This window comes from Ruegeria sp. BE9 (assembly GCF_056538765.1).
In genome coordinates this window covers 524,236-545,172 of the sequence record NZ_JBQFTS010000002.1, presented here as the reverse complement: position 1 = coordinate 545,172, position 20,937 = coordinate 524,236, and the positions used below count along the sequence as shown (strand labels likewise).

23 protein-coding genes and 1 other RNA gene are annotated in these 20,937 nt (G+C 56.3%); 9 read left to right on the top strand and 15 right to left on the bottom strand.

Going from position 1 to position 20,937, the window contains the following annotated elements:
* The first annotated feature begins 9 nt into the window (after positions 1–9).
* On the top strand, positions 10–1,671 hold the full coding sequence (locus ACR0EO_RS09320) for an FAD-binding dehydrogenase (RefSeq protein WP_480689175.1): 1,662 nt from the start codon (positions 10–12) through the stop codon (positions 1,669–1,671).
* A 10-nt stretch (positions 1,672–1,681) separates the two neighbouring features.
* On the opposite strand, the gene ACR0EO_RS09315 is transcribed toward ACR0EO_RS09320, so the two are convergent.
* From ACR0EO_RS09315 to ACR0EO_RS09305, 3 genes are all read right to left on the bottom strand, one after another.
* Positions 1,682–2,422 carry a YbaY family lipoprotein gene (locus tag ACR0EO_RS09315; protein ID WP_480689173.1) on the bottom strand — a complete coding sequence of 247 codons (741 nt, stop codon included), beginning with the start codon at positions 2,420–2,422 and terminating at the stop codon, positions 1,682–1,684.
* Positions 2,423–2,517: 95 nt separating this feature from the next.
* Entirely contained in the window at positions 2,518–4,296 is a 1,779-nt protein-coding gene (locus ACR0EO_RS09310; protein WP_480689171.1) for an SLC13 family permease, read from the bottom strand.
* Positions 4,297–4,386: 90 nt separating this feature from the next.
* The gene (locus ACR0EO_RS09305) at positions 4,387–5,202 is read right to left on the bottom strand and encodes a TIGR00282 family metallophosphoesterase (protein ID WP_480689169.1); all 816 of its coding nucleotides are present in this window, start codon (positions 5,200–5,202) and stop codon (positions 4,387–4,389) included.
* Positions 5,203–5,290: 88 nt separating this feature from the next.
* Between ACR0EO_RS09305 and ACR0EO_RS09300 the strand changes: the two genes are divergently transcribed.
* Positions 5,291–5,524, top strand: coding sequence for a putative hemolysin (locus tag ACR0EO_RS09300; RefSeq protein WP_480689167.1), 234 nt, complete (start codon positions 5,291–5,293; stop codon positions 5,522–5,524).
* A 5-nt stretch (positions 5,525–5,529) separates the two neighbouring features.
* Here ACR0EO_RS09300 and ACR0EO_RS09295 read toward each other — a convergent pair whose 3' ends face one another.
* Positions 5,530–6,093: a 5-formyltetrahydrofolate cyclo-ligase gene (locus ACR0EO_RS09295; protein WP_480689165.1), complete on the bottom strand. Its 564-nt coding sequence runs from the start codon at positions 6,091–6,093 to the stop codon at positions 5,530–5,532.
* Positions 6,090–7,484, bottom strand: a complete 1,395-nt coding sequence (gene mgtE / locus ACR0EO_RS09290; RefSeq protein ID WP_480689163.1) for a magnesium transporter — start codon at positions 7,482–7,484, stop codon at positions 6,090–6,092. Before mgtE ends, ACR0EO_RS09295 begins: the two co-directional genes overlap by 4 nt.
* 139 nt (positions 7,485–7,623) lie before the next feature.
* Here mgtE and guaD point away from each other — a divergent pair, with 139 nt between their 5' ends.
* A complete protein-coding gene (gene guaD, locus ACR0EO_RS09285; protein ID WP_480689749.1) occupies positions 7,624–8,913 on the top strand; it encodes a guanine deaminase in 1,290 nt (429 codons plus the stop codon).
* Here the strand turns inward: guaD and ACR0EO_RS09280 are convergent.
* The 3 genes from ACR0EO_RS09280 to ACR0EO_RS09270 all read right to left on the bottom strand — a co-directional run bounded on the left by ACR0EO_RS09280 (position 8,910) and on the right by ACR0EO_RS09270 (position 11,567).
* A complete protein-coding gene (locus ACR0EO_RS09280) occupies positions 8,910–10,244 on the bottom strand; it encodes an 8-oxoguanine deaminase (RefSeq protein WP_480689161.1) in 1,335 nt (444 codons plus the stop codon). The genes guaD and ACR0EO_RS09280 overlap by 4 nt on opposite strands.
* A 115-nt stretch (positions 10,245–10,359) precedes the next feature.
* Positions 10,360–11,151 carry a histidinol-phosphatase gene (gene hisN, locus ACR0EO_RS09275; protein ID WP_480689159.1) on the bottom strand — a complete coding sequence of 264 codons (792 nt, stop codon included), beginning with the start codon at positions 11,149–11,151 and terminating at the stop codon, positions 10,360–10,362.
* Positions 11,152–11,195: 44 nt separating this feature from the next.
* The gene (locus ACR0EO_RS09270) at positions 11,196–11,567 is read right to left on the bottom strand and encodes a helix-turn-helix domain-containing protein (protein ID WP_480689157.1); all 372 of its coding nucleotides are present in this window, start codon (positions 11,565–11,567) and stop codon (positions 11,196–11,198) included.
* A gap of 337 nt (positions 11,568–11,904) precedes the next feature.
* Here ACR0EO_RS09270 and ACR0EO_RS09265 point away from each other — a divergent pair, with 337 nt between their 5' ends.
* The gene (locus ACR0EO_RS09265) at positions 11,905–12,861 is read left to right on the top strand and encodes an NADPH:quinone oxidoreductase family protein (protein ID WP_480689155.1); all 957 of its coding nucleotides are present in this window, start codon (positions 11,905–11,907) and stop codon (positions 12,859–12,861) included.
* Here the strand turns inward: ACR0EO_RS09265 and ACR0EO_RS09260 are convergent.
* On the bottom strand, positions 12,858–13,739 hold the full coding sequence (locus ACR0EO_RS09260) for a LysR family transcriptional regulator (RefSeq protein ID WP_480689153.1): 882 nt from the start codon (positions 13,737–13,739) through the stop codon (positions 12,858–12,860). The genes ACR0EO_RS09265 and ACR0EO_RS09260 overlap by 4 nt on opposite strands.
* Positions 13,740–13,866: 127 nt before the next feature.
* Between ACR0EO_RS09260 and ACR0EO_RS09255 the strand changes: the two genes are divergently transcribed.
* Both ACR0EO_RS09255 and ACR0EO_RS09250 read left to right on the top strand, forming a co-directional pair.
* The gene (locus tag ACR0EO_RS09255) at positions 13,867–14,076 is read left to right on the top strand and encodes a DUF1127 domain-containing protein (protein WP_480689151.1); all 210 of its coding nucleotides are present in this window, start codon (positions 13,867–13,869) and stop codon (positions 14,074–14,076) included.
* Positions 14,077–14,258: 182 nt separating this feature from the next.
* On the top strand, positions 14,259–15,038 hold the full coding sequence (locus ACR0EO_RS09250) for a Bax inhibitor-1/YccA family protein (protein ID WP_480689149.1): 780 nt from the start codon (positions 14,259–14,261) through the stop codon (positions 15,036–15,038).
* 140 nt (positions 15,039–15,178) lie between these two features.
* Here ACR0EO_RS09250 and ACR0EO_RS09245 read toward each other — a convergent pair whose 3' ends face one another.
* From ACR0EO_RS09245 to ACR0EO_RS09235, 3 genes are all read right to left on the bottom strand, one after another.
* A complete protein-coding gene (locus ACR0EO_RS09245) occupies positions 15,179–15,679 on the bottom strand; it encodes a hypothetical protein (RefSeq protein ID WP_480689147.1) in 501 nt (166 codons plus the stop codon).
* 218 nt (positions 15,680–15,897) lie between these two features.
* Complete coding sequence (gene rpmG, locus ACR0EO_RS09240) at positions 15,898–16,065, bottom strand: 50S ribosomal protein L33 (protein WP_037309480.1); 168 nt, start codon at positions 16,063–16,065, stop codon at positions 15,898–15,900.
* 116 nt (positions 16,066–16,181) lie between these two features.
* Positions 16,182–16,886 (bottom strand): DUF533 domain-containing protein, encoded by a 705-nt coding sequence (locus ACR0EO_RS09235; protein ID WP_480689145.1) that lies wholly within the window; start codon positions 16,884–16,886, stop codon positions 16,182–16,184.
* Positions 16,887–17,197: 311 nt separating this feature from the next.
* Here ACR0EO_RS09235 and ACR0EO_RS09230 point away from each other — a divergent pair, with 311 nt between their 5' ends.
* The 3 genes from ACR0EO_RS09230 (at position 17,198) to ACR0EO_RS09220 (ending at position 19,091) form a co-directional block, all read left to right on the top strand.
* Positions 17,198–17,833 (top strand): DUF1326 domain-containing protein, encoded by a 636-nt coding sequence (locus ACR0EO_RS09230; protein WP_480689143.1) that lies wholly within the window; start codon positions 17,198–17,200, stop codon positions 17,831–17,833.
* A 12-nt stretch (positions 17,834–17,845) separates the two neighbouring features.
* Positions 17,846–18,688: a DUF2182 domain-containing protein gene (locus ACR0EO_RS09225; protein ID WP_480689141.1), complete on the top strand. Its 843-nt coding sequence runs from the start codon at positions 17,846–17,848 to the stop codon at positions 18,686–18,688.
* A 70-nt stretch (positions 18,689–18,758) separates the two neighbouring features.
* The gene (locus ACR0EO_RS09220; protein ID WP_480689139.1) at positions 18,759–19,091 is read left to right on the top strand and encodes a GYD domain-containing protein; all 333 of its coding nucleotides are present in this window, start codon (positions 18,759–18,761) and stop codon (positions 19,089–19,091) included.
* Positions 19,092–19,099: 8 nt separating this feature from the next.
* On the opposite strand, the gene rnpB is transcribed toward ACR0EO_RS09220, so the two are convergent.
* From rnpB to ACR0EO_RS09205, 3 genes are all read right to left on the bottom strand, one after another.
* An RNA gene (gene rnpB / locus ACR0EO_RS09215) (RNase P RNA component class A) lies at positions 19,100–19,499 on the bottom strand.
* Between the two features lie 12 nt (positions 19,500–19,511).
* Entirely contained in the window at positions 19,512–20,243 is a 732-nt protein-coding gene (locus tag ACR0EO_RS09210; protein WP_480689137.1) for an N-acetylmuramoyl-L-alanine amidase, read from the bottom strand.
* Entirely contained in the window at positions 20,227–20,934 is a 708-nt protein-coding gene (locus ACR0EO_RS09205) for a hypothetical protein (protein ID WP_480689135.1), read from the bottom strand. The genes ACR0EO_RS09210 and ACR0EO_RS09205 overlap by 17 nt, the downstream gene beginning before the upstream one ends.
* Positions 20,935–20,937: the final 3 nt, after the last annotated feature.

Here is a 20,937-nt window from a genome sequence, read left to right as displayed (position 1 = left end):
GGACAAGACATGACCAATAACACTGCAGACGCCATTGTTGTCGGAGCAGGCCTTGCCGGTCTGGCAGCCGCAGCCGAGCTTGGTGATCGTGGAAAAAAGGTGATCGTGCTGGATCAAGAGCCCGGGCACTTCCTAGGCGGACAAGCATTTTGGAGCCTTGGTGGCCTCTTCATGGTCGACACTCCGGAACAGCGACGAATGGGCATCAAGGACAGCCACGAATTGGCCCTGCGAGACTGGATGGGCAGTGCCCAGTTCGACCGCGAAGAAGATCTCTGGCCCCGAAAATGGGCAGAGGCCTATGTGGAATTCGCGGCCGGAGAAATGCGCCCCTGGTTGCATGAGATGGGCCTGCGCTGGTTCCCAATCGTCGGTTGGGCAGAGCGCGGCGGATCCTATGCAGATGGTCACGGAAACTCGGTTCCACGGTTTCATATCACATGGGGCACAGGCCCTGGCGTGTTGGAGCACTTCATCCGCCGTGTACGTGAACACGTGAGCGCGGGTTTGATAGAATTGAAGTTTCGCCATCAGGTCAGTCATATCATCATGCAGAATGGTGGCGCCAAAGGGGTCTCGGGTGAGGTTCTGGCCGACGACACCGCACCTCATGGCGCTAAGACCAACCGCGACGAGGTCGGTGAATTCGAAGTCTACGCCCCTTCCGTCATCGTCACCTCAGGTGGAATCGGCGGTAACTTTGAGATGGTGCGCAAGAACTGGCCGCGAGATCGGCTGGGTGAACCACCCAAAGACATGGTGGCCGGTGTCCCATTTCATGTCGACGGGCGCATGATCGGCATCAGTGAAAAAGCCGGAGGTCATGTCATCAACGGCGATCGGATGTGGCACTACACCGAGGGCCTGAGGAATTGGAACCCAATCTGGCCGTCACATGGAATTCGTATCCTGCCCGGCCCCAGTTCGATGTGGTTTGACGCACGAGGCAACAGGCTGAAGCCGCCTTGTCTGCCGGGTTTTGACACTTTGGGCACACTAAAGGAAATCCTGAAAACCGGCTACGAATACAGCTGGTTCGTATTGACCCAGAAGGTCATCAAAAAGGAATTCGCCCTGTCTGGTTCTGAACAGAATCCCGACATGACCGAGGGCGGGTGGAAAGAAGTTCTCTTTCAGCGCGTCCTAACGGGTTCCAAGGCTACTGCTCCTGTCGAAGCGTTCAAGGAACATGGTGAGGACTTTATCGTCGCCAATACCCTGACCGAACTGGTCAGCGGTATGAACCAGATGGGCGGCGGCCTGATCGACGAAGCCCACCTGCGCGCCCAAATCGAGGCTCGGGATTCCCAAGTAGACAACCCTTTCACCAAGGACGCGCAAATGGCCGCCATTCTGGCCGCGCGTAATTACCGTGGCGACAAGCTGATCCGCACCGCAAAACCGCACAAATTCTTGGACCCGTCCAATGGCCCTCTGATCGCCGTGAAACTGCACGTACTGACCCGCAAAGCCCTGGGCGGATTGCAGACCAATTTGGACAGTCAGATGATCGGCGAAGATGGTCAGGTTGTCCCCGGCCTATTCGCGGCCGGAGAAGTTGCCGGGTTCGGCGGCGGTGGCTATCACGGCTACAACGCGCTCGAAGGCTCGTTTTTGGGCGGTTGCATCTTCTCAGGCCGCAACGCCGGGCGATCCAGAGCCGTCGCGTAGCGACCTCGCACTATTGTTTGCGCGAGAACTTGATCACGGGCTCGCCGGAGGCATTCAGAAAGGCCAGCGCATCACCTTCCATGGCGTAGGTGGTGACGGTTGGCAGCGCGGCAAAGAACTGACGCTCGACTTCCTCCAAGTCCGGAGGGCAAGCCATTAACGTGGCGGCCATGTTATCGGGAAACGAGATATTCACCCCTGAAATCTCGGCCTGACCATTGAACCGGTTGCACCCACCGCTGCCGGAGAATGCGCCATCCTGGGCAAACGCGATCTCGGGACGGCGCTCTGCCTCAATAGGTGCGCCGTTCAAAACGCCGGCCGTCCATTGCGTATTTTCAAGCATATCGCCCCCTTGAACCTGCACCAGCATAAGATCCGTGGAGTCTTCTGCCCCATCCGTCAAAACCGGATAGGCCGTGTCTGTTGTAAACAGCAATTTTTGCCCCTGATTGATCGAGGCACGCACCACATAGCGGTGGCCATCTTTGATCAGGGCGTCATCAAACGTCAGCTCAAACTTAGCTGGCACACCACTCATCGCGTAGCGTTTCGAAGCAAGAGACACCGCAGGAGCGTCAGCCAAAGACACATCCTGAAGTTCGACATAAAGTGTTGCGTCAGGCGGAACAGCGATCCGCTCACGATAGGTAGCGGTTCCTGTAACCGTTCCGGCATGGCCTTGGCCGCCCAGAATTGTCAGCGCAATTGCGCTGGCGACGATAGCTTGGCCTAACTTTGGAAATGTCATGATCAAATCCTCTAACTTCTGCTCTGATAAAAAGATCGTGGTCGAACCATCATTTACAAGACCCACTAATGCGGGTCGGCGAATCCGCGCCAGCCTTATAACGGCCAGATAAACGGAATCAGCAGAGACGCCAGTAGTCCAACGGTCAGGTTCAAAGGTACACCAACCTTGAGGAAGTCGGTGAATCTATAGCCCCCCGGGCCGTAAACCATCATGTTTGTCTGATACCCAATCGGTGTTGCAAACGAGGCCGAAGCCGCCACCATCACCGCAACCACCAGCGGCCGCGGATCAATGCCGACGGCCTGCGCCAACCCGATGGCAATTGGCGTCACAACCACAGCCACCGCGTTGTTCGAAACCAGTTCCGTCAGAACCGACGTCAGCAGATAAACAGCCCAGATTATCAGGAACGGCGGTAAGACACTGAGCCCAGGCGCAATCGCTTCGACAATCAAAGAAACAGCCCCTGACTTGTCGAGAGCAGCACCGATGGCCAACATCGAAAAGATCAGGGCCAGCAAGCGGCCTTCGACAAAGGAAAACGCCTCATCCGCGTCAATACAGCGTGTCAAAAGAACCACTGCAACAGCAAGAACCGACAGCAGCAGGATCGGCGCTACACCCAGCGCAGCCAGCACAACGATCCCGACCAACGAGCCGATTGCGATAGGAGCATGGCTACGCCGGAAGGCACGCGCCGAAGGCTGAGCAACGTCGACCATGTCCATGTCAGCAGCAAGCTTTTGGATATCCGCCGGAGACCCTTCCAGCAGAAGTGTATCGCCGACACGCACCACCAGATCATCCAGCTGACGCCCGATGTTCTGGTTTCGCCGGTGGACCGCCAGCACATAAACACCGTACCGGCGGCGCAAGCGCAGTGTGCCGAGCGTTCGACCGACCATACGGCAACCTGGGGTAATCAGCACCTCAACGGTCTTGGTTTCGACCGCCGAAACCTGATCGACACGCTTGAGTTCCTTGTTGCTTTGCAAGCTTAGCAACTCGGTCATTTCAGTTCGCAGAACAACCCGGTCGCCTACATTCAACGTGACGCCCTTGAGGTTACGCCGCAGGGATTCGTCGCCGCGGATAACGTCGATCAGACGCACTCCGGGTCGCTTGAAAAGCTGAACACCCGTAACTTCGCGACCGATCAGGTTGCTTTCGGGTGGAATGACGGCCTCGGTGAAGAACTTCATTTTTGATCGGTCGGACAGCAAAGTCGCCATACTGTCGCGATCTGGCAGCAAGCGCGGCGCGATAAAGCGCAGATACACCATTCCGTAGATCACCAAAGCGATACCAAGAGGAGTAACCTCAAGGATCGAAAAAGCTTTCATACCTTGTGCTCGGGCCACACCATCGACCAGCAAGTTGGTTGAAGTACCAATCAGCGTCAGTGTTCCACCCAAAATCGCAGCGTAACTTAGCGGGATCAGAAGCTTAGATGCAGGTACGTTCAAAGTACGCGCAATCTGTACAAAAACCGGGATCATCACGACCACAACCGGAGTGTTAGACACAACAGCCGAGGCCAGAACAACAAACGCCATCAAAAGGCCGATAGCAAAGCGCGGATTTACCTGCGCTTGCTTCTGAGCCGTTGAGGTAAACGCATCTAACGCGCCTGTTCGCACCAAAGCGCCCATGATGATGAACATCGCTGCGATCGTCCAAGGCGCAGGGTTGGACAACACGGCCAAAGCGCTTTGATAGGGCAAGATGCCCGTCACCAGCATCAAGGCCACACCGCCGATGGCAACAACTTCGGTCGGGTAAACCTCGCGCAGGAACAGGACAAACATGCCCGCAACGACCAATAGCGCCACTATCGCGCTGCCTGTTTCTGTCAGTTGAAGGAATTGCATTTTTGGTTTTGTGTCCGAACCTTGGCCTGGCTTGCGCGCCCGTCGGGCAGTTTCACGCATTGCGCACGGCAGAGCAAGCCTGACATGCCCTTACTGAGGCCCTGCCTGCTGCAAGCGCCCGCCAACGCGCACCATTTGCACAGATTTTGCCTGACCGTCGCGGTCATCAGTCTCGACGAACACACCGCTCAGAGTGGCTTCACCATTGGCCGGGGTAAACCTTGCCTTCGGCATACCAGTAATAAAGCGGCGCATGGGCTCGACCTTATCCATCCCAATGACCGAGTCATAATCGCCGCACATCCCTGCATCGCTCAGATAGGCGGTTCCACCGGGCATAATCTGCGCGTCCGCCGTCGGCACATGAGTATGCGTCCCAACCACGAGGCTTGCGCGCTTGTCACAATAATGGCCCATCGCCATCTTTTCGGACGTCGCTTCGCAATGCATGTCGACGATGATCGCATTCGCCTGCCCGCCGCGAGGGTGTGACTTCAGAATAGGTTCGACAGCCGAGAACGGATCATCGAACGGCCGCTTCATGAACACCTGTCCCAGCACCTGCACCACCAGAACCTTGCGGCCTCCGGGCGCGTTAAACAGCCGATGTCCCCGCCCTGGTGCGCCTTTAGCAAAGTTCACTGGGCGAACGATGCGCGGTTCTTTCTCGATGAACTGCAGCATGTCTTTCTGGTCGAACGCATGATCGCCAAGCGTCACACAATCCGCACCCGCATCCAGCAGAAGCTTGGCATGATCGCCTGTCAGCCCCATGCCGTTCGATGCGTTTTCACCATTTACTACAACGAAATCCAGCCTCCACTCGTCGCGCAAACGTGGCAGATGTTGCTGGATGGCCGTGCGTCCCGCGCGGCCCATGACGTCACCAAGAAAAAGTATCCTCATTCAACTGTCCTAAGTGTGGTCATGTCCAAGCACAAGCGGTTATGCTGCCGTCATAATCTGTCAAAGCACATTACACAGGAGATTCTTAATGTCGCGCACCCTTTTGGCCGCTGTAAGCCTGACTGCACTCGCTGCTTGCGATGAGGCCCCGTCTACAGATTCCAATACTCAACTGGCCAACCCAGCGGCCACGTTCTGCGTAGAAAGTGGAGCGAAGTATGAGATCCGTGACGGAGAAAACGGGCAAACAGGCGTGTGTATTCTGCCTGACGGGCGAGAAGTCGACGCTTGGGAATACTTCCGCGAAAACAGCCCGACCTGACGGGATCAATCAGAAAACGTCAGCACCCTGCTTTCGGTGATCACCATATCCAACGGCTGATCGGTGGGCTCCAACGGCAGTCCTTCGGCCTCTTGCGCGTCAAAGGCAAAACCGATGGCCAGCGTGGGGCGCTTGGCCCGCAGGACTTCCAGCGTTCGGTCGTAAAAACCGCCGCCGTAGCCAAGGCGACCACCATGCGCGTCAAAGGCGACCAGCGGTACGATCAAAATCTCGGGGTCGAAATAGTCATCGACCTCGGGGACCTTGGCACCGAAGGGGCCATCTTTTAGCACCCCTTCGGGCGTCCAACGGGAAAACTTCAGTGGTTGTCCGGCGGCCTGAATCACAGGCACCCCGACAGGGCCATAAGCTGAGGCTTCGGCCATCGCAGCCAACGGGTCAATCTCGGTGCGGATCGGCATGTAGCCCGACAGAGGCACGCCCCTGTGCCCAGCCAGCACTTCGGACAAACGTCCCGCGGCTCCAGGCGGGCGGGAGTCGAACGCGGCCTTACGGCGCGCAAATGCCGCCTTGCGCGCGGCGGCCTTAATTTCAGTCAGATCGGTCACAGTAGCACCACGCTGGCAAGCCCAAGAAAGATAAAGAACCCCATGACATCCGTAGTGGTCGTCACAAAGGTTCCTGACGCCAGCGCCGGGTCAACACCCAAACGATCCAGCACGACCGGGACTACCGTACCTGCAAAGCCAGCGATGATCATGTTCACGACCAAGGCCGATCCGATCACGACACCCAACATCGGAGAATCGAACCACATCATCCCCACAGTTCCCAACACAATGGCAAAACACAGCCCATTCAGCATCCCAACCAGAAGCTCCCTACGGATCACCCGCATGACGTTCGAACCGGTCAAGTCACGGGTGGCAAGCGCGCGTACCGCCACCGTCAGCGACTGCGTGCCGGCGTTGCCGCCCATAGACGCAACGATCGGCATCAGAATTGCCAGCGCCACCAACTGATCAATCGCAGCCTCAAACTGTGAAATCACTAACGAAGCACAAATCGCCGTACACAAATTCACAGCCAACCACGGGAGACGGCGTCGGCTGGTTGCAGCGACGCTGTCAGAGATAGAGCTGTCATCACTAACACCCGCAAGCCTCAGGATGTCTTCCTCGTGTTCTTCGTCCAGAACCGCCATCGCGTCGTCAATGGTGATTACACCAACCAACCGCCCATCCGAATCTACAACCGGAGCCGAGATCAGGTGGTATTGGTTAAAGGCATAGGCCACATCCTCTTCGTCTTGATCGACGGGGATGATGTGAAATTCTTCTTCTGAAAGGTCATGCAGCGGAACTTCCCGCCGCGCCGCCATCAGCTTGCCCAGCGTGACCTGCGCCACTGGCTTTAGCCGCGGATCGACGAGAACGACGTGATAGAACTGCTCCGGCAAGTCGTCATTGGCGCGCATGAAATCAATGGCCTGGCCCACCGACCAATGCTCGGGCGCCATGACAACCTCGCGCTGCATAAGACGACCGGCAGAGTTTTCGGGATAAGACAGCGCCTGTTCAGCCGCAATCCGTTCAGAATCCTCCAGCACATCTAGGATGGCTTCCTGCTGCGGCTCCTCCAGGTCTTCGAGAAGATCGACAACATCGTCGCTTTCCATCTCGCGCACAGCTTCGGCCAGAACGTCCGGTTTCAGCACACTTATGACTTCTTCGCGGACGGCTTCATCCAGCTCGGACAGGATGTCACCGTCAAACTCTTTGTCGTACAGGCGGATCAGGCGCGCCCGGTCATAAGGATTGATCTGCTCTAAAAGGTCGGCGATGTCGGCCGGGTGCAGCGGCTCCATCAGCTCGATCAGCTTGTTGCGATCTTCTACATCTACCGCATAGAGGATCGCCGCCACGGTCTTACGATCCAATGCATATACATCATCATCGCCGGTGGATTCGGTTACGGGATCATCAAAGCCTGTCGTCATGTCTGCCCCCGTTTACTCGCTCATTGACCCCTAATTAGAAGAAGCAGCTACCGGAAAACAATGACAATGCGCCGATTTACCGACAAGTTTCGCCCGCCTATGCTGTTTTGCAGTCCCATACAGGCGGAGATAAATGAAAATGGCGCAAAAAACGCTGCTGAAAGGGCGCGTCCTGAGCTTCACCGGTTCCCCATTTGAAGGCGAGCCAACCGAGGCCGTCAAAATCAGCGAGGCCGTTCTGATCGAAGATGGCCGTATTTCCGCTGTGGCGGATACCGAGAGCCTTCGCGCGGCTAACCCCGATGCCACCTTTGTGGACCACGGCCAGCATGTGATTATGGCCGGGTTTGTAGATGCACATGTGCACTATCCGCAGACCGCCATGATCGCCAGCTGGGGCAAGCGCCTGATTGACTGGTTGAACACCTACACGTTCCCCGAAGAGATGAAGTTCGGCGACCCAGCCTATGCCACTGAGATCGCCAACCGATACCTGGATCTGACAGCGTCGCATGGCACCACGACTATGTGCAGCTTTTGTACTATCCACCCCGAAAGCGTCAACGCCTTCTTCAATGCTGCACAACAGCGTAACCAGCGGGTGGTCGCAGGTAAAACCTGTATGGACCGGAACGCTCCCGAAGGTCTGCGGGACACGGCGCAAACAGCATACGATCAGTCCGAGAAACTGCTTGCGAAATGGCATGGGACCGGTCGTCTCTCCTATGCCATTACTCCGCGTTTTTCCCCCACGTCCACGCCCGAACAGCTCGAGGCGATGGGCGCGCTGTGGGCCGAACACCCGCATTGTCTGATGCAAACACACCTTAGCGAACAAACCGACGAGATCGCTTGGGTCCGCGAGCTGTTCCCAGACGCACGGGATTACCTGGACACATACGAAAAGTTCGGCCTGTTGGGTGCGCATGGTGTTTACGGTCATGTCATTCACTTGGAAGCGCGCGAGCGGGACCGCCTCCGCGAAGTGGACGCGGCGCTAATCCACTGTCCTACCTCGAATACCTTCATTGGCTCGGGCCTGTTTGACATGACAGGACTGATGCGCGACGGCCACCGGGTTGGACTTGCGACTGATACGGGCGGTGGCTCCAGCTTTTCCATGCTGCGCACGATGGCTGCGGCTTACGAGATCGGACAGTTGCGCGGCGCACCTTTGCACGCCGCTCAGTTGTTGTGGCTGGGAACTGTCGGGTCTGCCCGGACGCTTCGGATGGACGATTGCGTCGGCAACATCGCACCTGGGTTGGAGGCCGACCTGGTCGTGCTTGACCTCGCCTCGACCCCAGCCATCGCCCAACGCGAGGCCTGCGCCGAAGATCTGTGGGAGGCCATTTTCCCTACCATCATGATGGGCGATGACCGGGCGATCACCGAAGTTTGGATCGCCGGCCAGCGCGTCAGCCATTAAGCCCGCAAAGCACGGGCCAACTGGTTCTGGCGTTCAATCACGCGGGGCATGTCCAACGTTGTGACATGCCCGTCGCGTACAATCTGACGGCCTTCAACAAACAAGTGTTTCACCTTCATCGGCCCAGCCAACAGCAGAGCCGCCGGATCCCAACTCCCCGCGCTTTCGATGCAGCGCGTATCCCAGACGGCAATGTCCGCACGTTTTCCTGGCTCAAGCCGTCCACAATCGGGGCGGTTCAGCACATCAGCGCCACCGCGGGTGGCGATCTCTAGTGCTTCGCGGGACGACATAGCATCAGCTCCGTTCGCGACCCGCTGCAACAGCATGGCCTGCCGTGCCTCAAGGACCAAGCTGCCGTTGTCATTGCTGGCTGACCCATCCGCGCCTAGCCCTACCGGCACCCCCCTGTCCCGCATAGCCCGAACCGGAGCTATCCCTGAACCCAGGCGGCAATTTGAACAGGGACAGTGCGCGACACCGGTTTGAGTTCTTGCGAACAGATCAATCTCTGCCCCGTCCAGCTTTACACAATGGGCGTGCCAGACATCAGGGCCAGTCCAACCCAATTCTTCGGCATATTGCCCCGGACGGCATCCGAATTGCGCCTGAGAATAGGCGATATCTTCGTCATTTTCGGCCAGATGGGTATGCAGCATAACGCCCTTGTCTCGCGCAAGGACCGCTGCATCGCGCATGAGGTCGCGACTGACCGAGAAAGGAGAACATGGCGCCAGACCAACCCGGCACATTGCACCGTCAGAGGGATCGTGAAACGCATCAACTACGCGCGTCATGTCATCAAGGATTGCACGCTCGTCTTCTACCAAAGCGTCTGGCGGCAAGCCGCCGTCACTCTCACCAATGCTCATCGCGCCGCGCGTGGGGTGAAAACGCAAACCGATCTCTGCCGCCGCTGCAATCGTATCGTCGAGCCGCGATCCATTGGGGTACAAGTACAAATGGTCAGAACTGAGCGTACAGCCTGACAACGCCAACTCAGCGAGACCGATCTGGGCGGAGACAAACATCTCTTCTGGTCCAAATCGAGCCCAGATAGGGTAAAGAGTTTTCAGCCAGCCGAACAACAATGCATCCTGACCACCGGGCACTGCACGTGTCAGAGTCTGGTACAGATGGTGGTGTGTGTTTACCAAACCGGGTGTAACAATACATCCGGCGGCATTGTGCACCTCTCCGGTTGTTTGAAGCCCGTGCCCAACCTGTTCGATCTGACCATCTTTGACCAGAATGTCCGCGCCAGACAATTCATGGCGCGCGTCGTCCATTGTCAGGATCGTATCGGCATTTTTGATAAGGAATTCGGTCATTTCGCTCTCCTTGCATAAGCCCGTTTCATGCATGGAGTACAAAGGCTGGCGGAAAACGAGCATAAGAACCAGCCGGGCAGAAACTACCTGACAGGTCTGTGTCCGGCAACAAGTTTCAGTAGTTGCGCAGAATCTCTAACGCCGCAGCGTGAATTTCAGGATTTGCAGCGGCCAGCGCCCTGCCGCCATTATGGGCGGGACCGCCCTGCCAATCGGTAACGACCCCACCTGCGGCCTGAATCACCGCAACAGGTGCTTGTATGTCGTAAGCCAAAAGCCCGGATTCGATGACAAGATCGATTTGACCAGCAGCCAACAGCGCATAAGCATAACAATCCATACCGTAGCGCGTTAACCGCGTGTGTTGCGCCACCGCTTCGAACCCGGTCCGGTCTTCGAGCGTCCCGACTTCGGGAAATGTGGTGAACAGCACTGCTTGATCCAACGTCTGGGTTGAACGGGTCTGCAGACGTGAGGTTCCCGTCGGCCCTGTCACCTGAGCAATCTCGGATGACCCTATGAACCGCTCGCCAATGTAAGGCTGGTCAATGACCCCCATAAATGGCCCGTTCTGATCACCCAGCGCTATCAAAACACCCCAGGTCGGCGTGCCACTGATAAACCCACGTGTTCCATCAATGGGATCCAGAACCCAAGTACGACCGGTGCTGCCCTGGACCTGACCAAACTCCTCACCAAAAATACCGTCTTCGGGTCGGTGAGTTGCCAAAACTTCGCGCATAGCTTTCTCGGCATTCCGATCGGCTATTGTCACCGGATCAAAGCCGTCTGTCAGCTTGTTGTCAGTTTCAAGATTGGACTGTCTGAAAAACGGCAAGATGGCCGTACGCGCCGCGTCGGCCATTTTTTCGGCTACTTCCAGATCACTTAACGAGGTCTCTTGCATACGCTACCCGTGCGGTTGGCGCGTGCCAGAGTCAACCCGTTAAATCATGCGACGTCGCTTAGCACTCGTGCCAATTCGAACAGGCGGCGGCGCTGGTTCTCAGGGATCGCATAATACGAACGAACCAAGTCCAGAGCTTCCTTATCGCCCATCAAATCTGCAGGCACAGACTTTTTGCCGGCGCTTTCCTTTTCAGTCTCTTCCAAACCTTCAAAGAAAAAGCTAACAGGTACATCCAATGCTTCAGCAATATCCCAAAGACGCGATGCACTAATACGATTGGCGCCCGTCTCATATTTTTGAATCTGTTGAAATTTAATACCAACTTGTTGCGCCAGCTGTTGCTGCGTCATTCCGATCAGCCAGCGGCGATGCCGCACGCGTTTACCCACATGGACATCTACGTGATGGGTCATTGGTATTCTCCCTCTACTACACACACACACAACTTACTCCGGTACAATACATGCTCCGAAACACCGTTAGCGAGTTGCCCTTAACCACTCCCTAATTGGGAACATGCCCCCAAATTAGCACCGTGAAACAATATTGCGCCTTTTTCGATTTTTTTCAAGAAGGTTGAATCTGTTTCACCGAATTTATGTCTAAGGTTGTGCTCCTATCGCCCGGTACACGTCACCCAAACAAGGGGGGAATGGACTCATTTATTTCCCACACTCAAAGATTGGGGGCTTAGTGATTGACAATCACACGGCAGCGCGAGCCTATGTGCAAAACTACAGGAGCGCGAAAATGCTGGCGTACAGAATTCCATCTAAAGGGGCAGCACCCCAGCTTAGCGACATTGACGTTCCCGTCCCGTCTGAAGGCCAGGTTCGCATCGCCATCAAGGCATGTGGACTGAATTTCGCCGACCTTTTGATGCAAAAAGGCACATATCAAGACACTCCACCTGCCCCTTTCACACAAGGCATGGAGATCGCCGGGGTTATTGACGAGCTCGGCCCCAATGTAACGCATTTGAAACCGGGCGACCGGGTCGCAGTGTATTCGGGTCAAGGTGGACTGGCCAAATATGGTGTTTTTGACGCTGATCGTGCGATCCCCCTGCCCGATTCAATGAGCTTTGAGGACGCCGCTGCCATTCAGATCGCCTATGGCACTAGCCATATCGCCCTTGATCACCGCGCACGCCTGCAACCGGGGGAAACACTTCTGGTTACCGGTGCAGCTGGTGGCGTTGGGATGACGGCTGTGGAAATCGGAAAACTGATGGGCGCAACAGTGATTGCGCAGGCCCGTGGCGAGGAAAAGCTGGCCGTTGCCCGTTCGGCCGGCGCCGATCACCTAATTGACGCTTCCGAAGATCTACGCGCACGTGTCAAAGAGCTCGGCGGGGCTGATGTTGTATACGACGCGGTCGGCGGTGATGTCTTTAAGGCTGCGTTTCGCGCCACAAATCCCGAAGGACGCCTGCTGCCGATCGGCTTCGCAGGCGGAGATGTACCCCAGATTCCGGCCAATCACCTTCTGGTTAAAAACCTGACCGTGATTGGCTTTTATATAGGCGGCTATCTGACCTTCCGCCCTCAGATTGTACAAGACAGCTTTGAAACACTATTCCGCTGGCATAGCGAGGGGCGGATCAAGCCCCATATCAGCCACGTTCTTCCCCTTTCGGATGCCGAAAAGGGTCTGCAATTACTGAGGGATCGCGCCGCAACCGGAAAAGTTGTAATTAAGCCCTAACCAACAACAGCTTTCAACGGCGTTCCTCCAAGCAAAAGGAAATTCTGCCGGACCAAAGCAGCAAGCGCCTCGACTACTGGTCCCCGATTTGGCTCCGCTCCGTACAGGTTAATCATATGCGCCGGTAGTTCAGGCAAGACGCCACCATCATCGATCTGCACAAGGTGGGCAGCCTCAGTACCATCCAACATCGCGTGAATCGCCAGATCGGCGCTAACGGTCGCTTCGATTGTCCGGTCGTTTTCAGTTTCAACTGACAATTCCCAAGGGATACCTGCTTCGTCCAGCGCCGCAATGACTTGTGGCCTGAACATGCACCGCCGACCCAGCGCAATTGGCACCGGCCGCTTACGCCATGCAGAACCGCCTGGTGCCCCTATCCAACGCAATGGCAATTCGGCGATAGTCTCCGCACCATCGTTTACGTTTGCTTCGGTTGTTAGGATCAGATCACATTCACCGCGTTTATACATGTCTTTCAACTGCAGCGAGTATGAAGATACCAATTGCACCCTTACACGGGGGAAATCTGCATTAAACCTCTGCAACACGCGTGGAATGGCAGGGTAAACAATGTCGTGCGGTACGCCCAGAACCACTTCGCCCTCAAACGCCTGATCCGTAAGCTTCGAGATCACCTCGTCGTTCAGCGCGATCATGCGCCGGGCATAGGCCAGCAATTGTTCACCCGATGCCGTAAGCGCGATTGTTCGGCCGCTGCGATCTAACAACTCCAAGCCCAACAACTCCTCCAAACGCTTCAGCTGCATTGAGACCGCAGATTGGGTCAAATGAAGGAACCCAGCCGCTCGTGTGACGCCACCTTGGTCAGCCACCGCCACAAATGAACGTAAAGTCGTGATGTCCAGATTTCGCATGTTCACGATTCCTTATGAGTTACTTCAAAAACATTCATTTTCAAAATGTGTCATAACGCGCCATATAAATCAAGGAACTTGATGAGACGGCGAATTCTCATCGAATACCAATGAAAGGACAAAGACTATGACCCAAATTGCCATTGAAAGACATTGCCCGCCCCGTCGTCGTTTTGGCTTGAGCATGTTCAGGGACGCTTTTGCCCTGCGTCGCCAGCGACGTTCTCTCGCCAGATTGGACGCCAGGGCGCTAGAGGACATCGGAATCACTCGCGAACAGGCCAAAGCCGAAGCTGAACGGTCGATATGGGATGCGCCGGAATTCTGGCAAAAATGACTCTGACATTCATCTTTCTTCAATGAATGGCGGCCAGCACACGCAGGTCGCCATTTTTGTTGCGCGTTTTAGCCGGATTCCGGCGCTAAACCCTTGAAACGTTGCCCGCAGTTGCCGATATTTGCGGGGAACGGTGTCTGATTTTCGGACAACGATAAGAAATTTGTGAAGGGAGACCCTTAATGGCACAATTTGACACGATCCGGACGGCGACCGGTGCGCGCGCTGCCCAGATCCATGAGGGCCTACGCGCCCATATGAATAAAGTCTACGGCACAATGTCCGTAGGCATGCTGATCACGGCGCTTGCCGCTTGGGCGATTGCCGGTCTTGCTGTAACTGCAGACCCAACCGTCACCGGCATCCAAATCGGCGCAGAGCGTTACCTGACCGGCTTGGGACAGACCTTGTTCCTGACTCCGCTGAAATGGGTCGTGATGTTCGCACCGCTTGGCTTCCTGCTGTTCGGCTGGGGCGCCCTGATGCGGCGTGGCTCTGCCTCTGCAGTTCAACTGGGCTTTTTCGCTTTCGCCGCTGTAATGGGCGTGTCGATGAGCTCGATCTTCCTGGTCTTTACCCCCTACTCGATCACGCAGACGTTTCTGGTAACGGCTATTGCATTCGCTGGTCTGAGCCTGTTCGGCTACACCACCAAGCGTGACTTGAGCGGCATGGGTACGTTCCTGATCATGGGTGTGATCGGCCTGCTGGTCGCAATGGTTATCAACCTGTTCCTGCAATCAGGTCCGATGATGCTGGCAATCTCGGCCATTGGTCTGCTGATCTTTGCTGGTCTGACCGCATTCTACACTCAGGACATCAAGAACACCTACGTTGCACACGCAACCCACGGCGACCAGGAATGGCTGGACAAAGCGGCGATCGACGGCGCGCTTAGCCTGTACATCTCGTTCCTGAACATGTTCCAGTTCCTGCTGATGTTCATGGGTCAGCAAGAATAACGCTGACTGCATAAACGCGTTTCAAAGGGGCGGGCCTGATCAGGTCGGCCCCTTTTCTTTTGCACGCAGCACTCGCCCGCCCACATCCAACAAAAAAGGCCCCGTCAGAACGACGAGGCCTTTATCGGAATTCGTTAAGATTAGCTGCAGTTCAGCGGCACGGCAAAGCCAGAGCTGCGTTTGGAGTTGCCTTTGCGGTACACGTTACCCGCTGGCAGACATCCTGTGAACTGCTCAACTCCTTGGCCAAAGCCTGAGCCAACGGTGTTTTTCACCTTGCCGCTTGAAGTACGCAGGACGCCGAACAGTGTACCATTCACGCTGACATTGCTCAGGTACAGGTTCGCACCGCTGGCGTTCAGATGAACCGAGTTCCCGTCGTTTTGCCCAGCGTTATCGATGGCAACACGAGCAAGATCCTCAAGCTCAGTCTTGTCTGTCGTGACGGAAATGGTGGGCAGCAAAGCCAGTTCTGCCGGAACATTGGTCGCGGGCGGCAGGAATGCCGAAGCGCCTTCAATGTCAGAAATGGTGCGGGGTTCGCCGTCGATGCCTGTAAACCCGATGCCTTGACGGTCAAAGGGGTCTTCGCAGGCCGCAAGAGCCAGTACTGCCATTGTGGATAACAAGATTTTTTTCATGGTCGCCAACATTTTGGAACGGTTTGTTGAAGCGTAGTTGCAAGCCCTTCCAAAAAGCAACCCATCGGAGGACCGATTGACCCATCCGCTGATGCTTCGATGCAACGGCTCAAAAAGCCGCTCAATCAGATGATAACTTGAATCCTACTGCCAAGACACAAGAAAAAGGGGCCTGCCGCAGCAGACCCCTTAAATTCTGTCCAAGCTGGACGGCAAGATTACTTGATCTTGCCTTCCTTGTACTCGACATGCTTCCGAACGACCGGATCGTATTTACGAATGGTCATTTTCTCGGTCATGGTGCGTGCATTTTTCTTGGTCACGTAGAAGTGGCCCGTGCCCGCGGTCGAGTTCAGACGGATCTTGATTGTCGTCGGCTTCGCCATGGTTATCTCCTGCGTCCGAAAAGGCAGGGGCCTTTCGGTTGAATTCCTATGAGCGTGCGCTTTTACGCCCTATGCCGCCCATGTCAAGAGCAATCGCCCCTACAAAGAGGTTGGGGTCAAGTAGACAGGGTTGGTGCCCCCATATAGGTGTGAATCTGATCCCTCTCGGCGTCAGACAGGCCCAGCGCAGTTGCCAGTTGATGCAGATAGGATGCCTCTTGTTGATTGTCCAAGCGAATCGCGGCCAGAGATGTCGCGTAGATCTGAGATTTTAACGGCCCGCCAGAATCAGCAGCCAACCCGATGACGTCAATCGGGGCCTCTAGCTGCTCTTGAACAAAAGCCCGCTCTTCATCGCTTATGTCGTCACCCAATTTGCCGAGTATCGTTTCCTTTTCGTGCGTATCCAGTTCACCATCGGCTTTCGCGGCTTGTATCATGGCGCGCAGCATCAGCTTGGCTTGCTCTTCCATTGCCACACCACCGGGAGTGCCTTGGAAAACGGCCTCCATCATGTCGACGGTCTGTTGGCTACCTGTTTTGGCTGCACCTTGCATGGCATTCATCAAACCGCCCAATCCAGCTGCGCCTGCTGAGCTGCCCATTCCCAGCTTGCTGATCATATCCTGCAAGCCTGCAGCGCCTCCGGGCATCCCGAACTGCTCGGCCATCTTACCAAGTTGGTCCATGCCAAAACCGCCGCCAGAACTCTGCATCATGTCTTGCAGACCGGCCATGCCTCCCATTTGCTTGTATTTCTCAACCCCCTTGGCAGCCGCAAACCCAACAGCGACTGAGGCAAGTGCTTTCATAAAACTCATGATAATTCTCCAGGCTGCTTAAATGTGGACGCAACCTAACAGATTTAACCGGATTTGTATGTGGTTGTGCTGATCAACCGCGGTACGGACCCGCAACTGGACCAGCCGATCGGGCGCCCTGGCGGCCCCCCGAAGGGTTCGCCCAGGCCACTGGTGACCCCGTCAAATTGAGTTAATCACAGTTTCGTGATAGTTTAGCGCAGACCTATTACCCCAATAAGCCCGGAATTAACCGAGCAACCGAGGCACCAGAAACCGGCAAGTACCTGTATCAGCAGGTTTTGTAACTGTGAATTTTTGGGGGGCTAATCATGACAGAGTGGACTATTCAGGGCGAAGAACTGGCCAATTGCAACTGCAACTTCGGCTGCCCGTGCCAATTCAGTGTGCTACCGACTCATGGCAATTGCGAAGCGGTTGTCGTGTTCGACATCAAGTCCGGGCACTATGGAGATACTGATCTTGCCGGCGTTCGTGCGGCAGGCGTCTACTACTGGCCGGGAGCGATCCACGAAGGCAACGGTCAGATGCAGTTGATCATTGATGAGTCCGCATCTGCAGATCAACGAGCCGCAGTTCAAGCCATAATGACGGGCGAAGACACCGACGAAATGGCGACGATGTGGTACGTGTTCAGCGCAATGGCTCCGACGAAACATGAAACTCTTTTTGCGCCGATCGAAGTCAACTGGAACCGCGATGAGCGCACGGGCTATGCAAAGATCCCCGGTGTTTTCGATGTTGAGGTGAATCCCATCCCTCATATCGTTTCAGGCGCTCCGCACCGTGCGTCCATTCATCTGCCAAACGGGTTTGAATACCGCCACGCTGAGGCCGCTTCGGGGTCCGCCAAAACATCGGGCAGCGCAATCAGCCTGAGTTTTGACGCCACCCATGCGCATCTGGCGCATCTAAATATTTCGGGACATGGGGTCTTGGGCGCTTGACCAGGATTGGTCATGGCCGAACACACGCCCCCTCCTCAGACCGGCGTTATTGACCGGGTACTCCGACGCGATAGTAGTGTCGTATTGGTATGTGTCCTGCTGATCGTGGTCGGCGCTACCTGGTACACTATTGCCGGCATCGGCATGAATATGACCGCTATAGACATGACCCGCATGGCCGGGCCGGTCGGCAACCCAATGCAGATGGCGACCGAGGTACACTGGACCCTCACCTATACAACGCTGGTATTCCTGATGTGGTGGGTCATGATGATCGCAATGATGACCCCAAGCGCAGCCCCAACTGTACTTCTTTTTACGGCCATCAAACGGATTGGTCCGGATAAACAGAACGCCTCGCGGTTAAGCCTGTTTTTCTTGTGCGGCTACCTTGTTGCCTGGGCGGTGTTCAGTGCCTTTGCGACGGGCGCTCAATGGTTGCTTGAATTGCTGGAACTGTCAGATGGGCCGATGATGACGATCCAATCCCGCGCGTTTGCCGGCGGCGTTCTGCTCGCCGCCGGGATTTATCAGCTTTCCAGCCTGAAAACTGCCTGCCTGCGCCATTGTCGAAGCCCAGCGCAGTTTTTGTCAGACCACATCAAACCTGGCGCCTACGGGGCGTTTCGCGTCGGAGCGCTACACGGGGCCTTTTGCCTTGGGTGTTGCTGGGCGCTGATGCTGTTGTTGTTCGTGGGCGGTATAATGAACCTGTATTGGATCGTCGGCATAGCCATTTACGTCGCGCTTGAAAAGCTGATGCCTCGGGCAACGTGGCTTGTGCCACTTACAGGCGTCGTACTTATCGCTATGGGCGTTTGGCTGATCGCAGACCCATTGGTCGCGGCAGGCTGAAACGCACGTACGGGCCGAAGGACCGGCCAAATTTCGGGTCCTGCATCAACTTGATTAAAAGGAGGTTCAAATGCCTATCTTCATTACCTACGCATCCTATTCACAGGAAGGCATCAAAGGGATGTTGAAGAAACCTGCGGACCGTACTGCGCCCGTCAGAGCGCTCCTGAAAAAGGTCGGCGGCAAAGTTTTGGCATTCTACATGACCACGGGTGACAATGACGTGGTGGTTGTAAGTGAAGCACCTGATGGTACGGATGCCGTGGCCATCGGAATGGCAGTCGCGGCCTCCGGTGCGGTCTCGAAAGTTGAAACGGTTCGTGCCTGGAAAGCGAAAGACTTTGTAGCGATCCAGAAAAAGGCTGCGAAACTGACCGGGGCTTATGCACCGCCTGGTAAGTGATAGAAAACATGCGCGGAGGACCTGTAAGCCGGATCTTGTTCCAGGGTTACCCCCTTCGATGACCATTCCTCTAGGCCGTGCATTGCTGCGCGGCTCAAGCTGCCAACCCGGTCCCTCTCGGCCAAGACGCGCTTAGCGGCGGTATCGGCTTACGCCGACCGGCCCGCGCGGGGACCCTATTTGGCATTGCTCCCGGTGGGGCTTGCCGTGCCGCCGCTGTTGCCAGCGGCGCGGTGGGCTCTTACCCCACCGTTTCACCCTTACCCTTGACCGAAGTCCTGGGCGGTCTGATTTCTGTGGCGCTTTCCGTCGGGTTTCCCCGCCCGGGCGTTACCCGGCACCGTTGTCTTGTGGAGTCCGGACTTTCCTCTCGGACCCAAAGGCCCCAGCGGCCATCCGGCCCTCCGCGCGAGGGATCAATTATGCCTCATCTTTCAGCCGGTCAACGCCAAAACGTTCGCCAAGTTCACGCGCCATTGCCAGCTTGTCCGGCCCGAAACCCCGGAATGCGGGGGCAAATCTTTGGCAAAACGCATCCAGCAATGACAGAGACGGTAGACCGTCGACAGTATAACCAATGCGGGCGAGCTCATTCCCAAACTCTTTTAGTCGCTCGGGTGTAGCGTACCCTTCAACGGCCTCGGCTGCGTTGACCTCTGGCCAAACGGACAGATTGGCGCGTGCCAACCTTTGCCAGTCGAACTTCCAACCGGGATCTTGCTTTCGACTCGGCGCCATGTCGGAATGACCGATTACGGCTTCGGGCGCGATGTTCCATCTCGTCACGATTTCAACGAGCAACTTCTCAAGCACCGCCATCTGCGGTTCGGAGAACGGATGATCTCCTCGGTTATCGAGTTCGATTCCGATAGAGCGGGAATTGATATCGCTACACCCCTTCCACTCCCCCGCCCCGGCGTGCCAGGCGCGGTGGTTTTCGTGGACCATCTGCCAGAGCGCACCGTCCGAACCGATCAGATAATGGGCCGAGACTTCGCATGCGGGATCGCACAGGCGATCCAATGCCGCCTCGGCGCTTTCCATTGCGGTATAGTGGATGACCACCAAAGACGGTTTCAGTCCATCCCTTCGCTCCCCAAAATTGGGGGACGGATGCCAGATGGGTGTCAGTGGCTCAGTTGTTAACGGCACTGCGGAACGTGCTTGGGTCCCAGCCGCAGGCGTAACCGTCACCATCAGGATCAAGACCTTTGCGGTCCCGCTGAGGGCCGCCATTCGTCAGAAAGTCAATCTGAGCCTGATCCGGAGACGGGTAGCGCGCGCAGTTACGCTGTGCCTTGGCCTGCAGGTTAAATCCCGCACGGCTATAGAGCTGAGTTCCAACGGGGTTCGACGTGTTCAACGCGTATTGCACGATGTTGGGCTGACCGCCTGTGCCACGTTGAGGCACTGCAGTTGGCGAAACCACTTCATAGGTCTGGCGGTTCTGTTCGATCAGTGCCGCATCAGATTCGATTGTCCGCCGACCCGAGACAGCTTCAAAGTCCTGCTCATCCGAAATCGAGTTGTTGCTTGAGATTGGCGCAACGAGCGGAGCCGAAGTTTCGCCGTCAGATGTGCTGGCCAAAGCTGCAGCCGTTGCAGATGCAAGATCAGCGTTTTCACCTGTCGGCAGAGGAGCGCCTGTACCCGGCGCGCCCAGTTCTTGTTCGGTTACCTCTGACGGGCCGAGCAGCGGGTTTCCGGCATAGCCCTGACCGGCCAGTTGGGCCTCACGCTGAGCCTGATAGGCAGGCGTGTTGAAATCCGTACCACCAACAGGGGCCACCGTGTTACAGGCGGCCACCAGTCCAATTGCGGGGATCAGAAGCGTAAAGCGCATCCA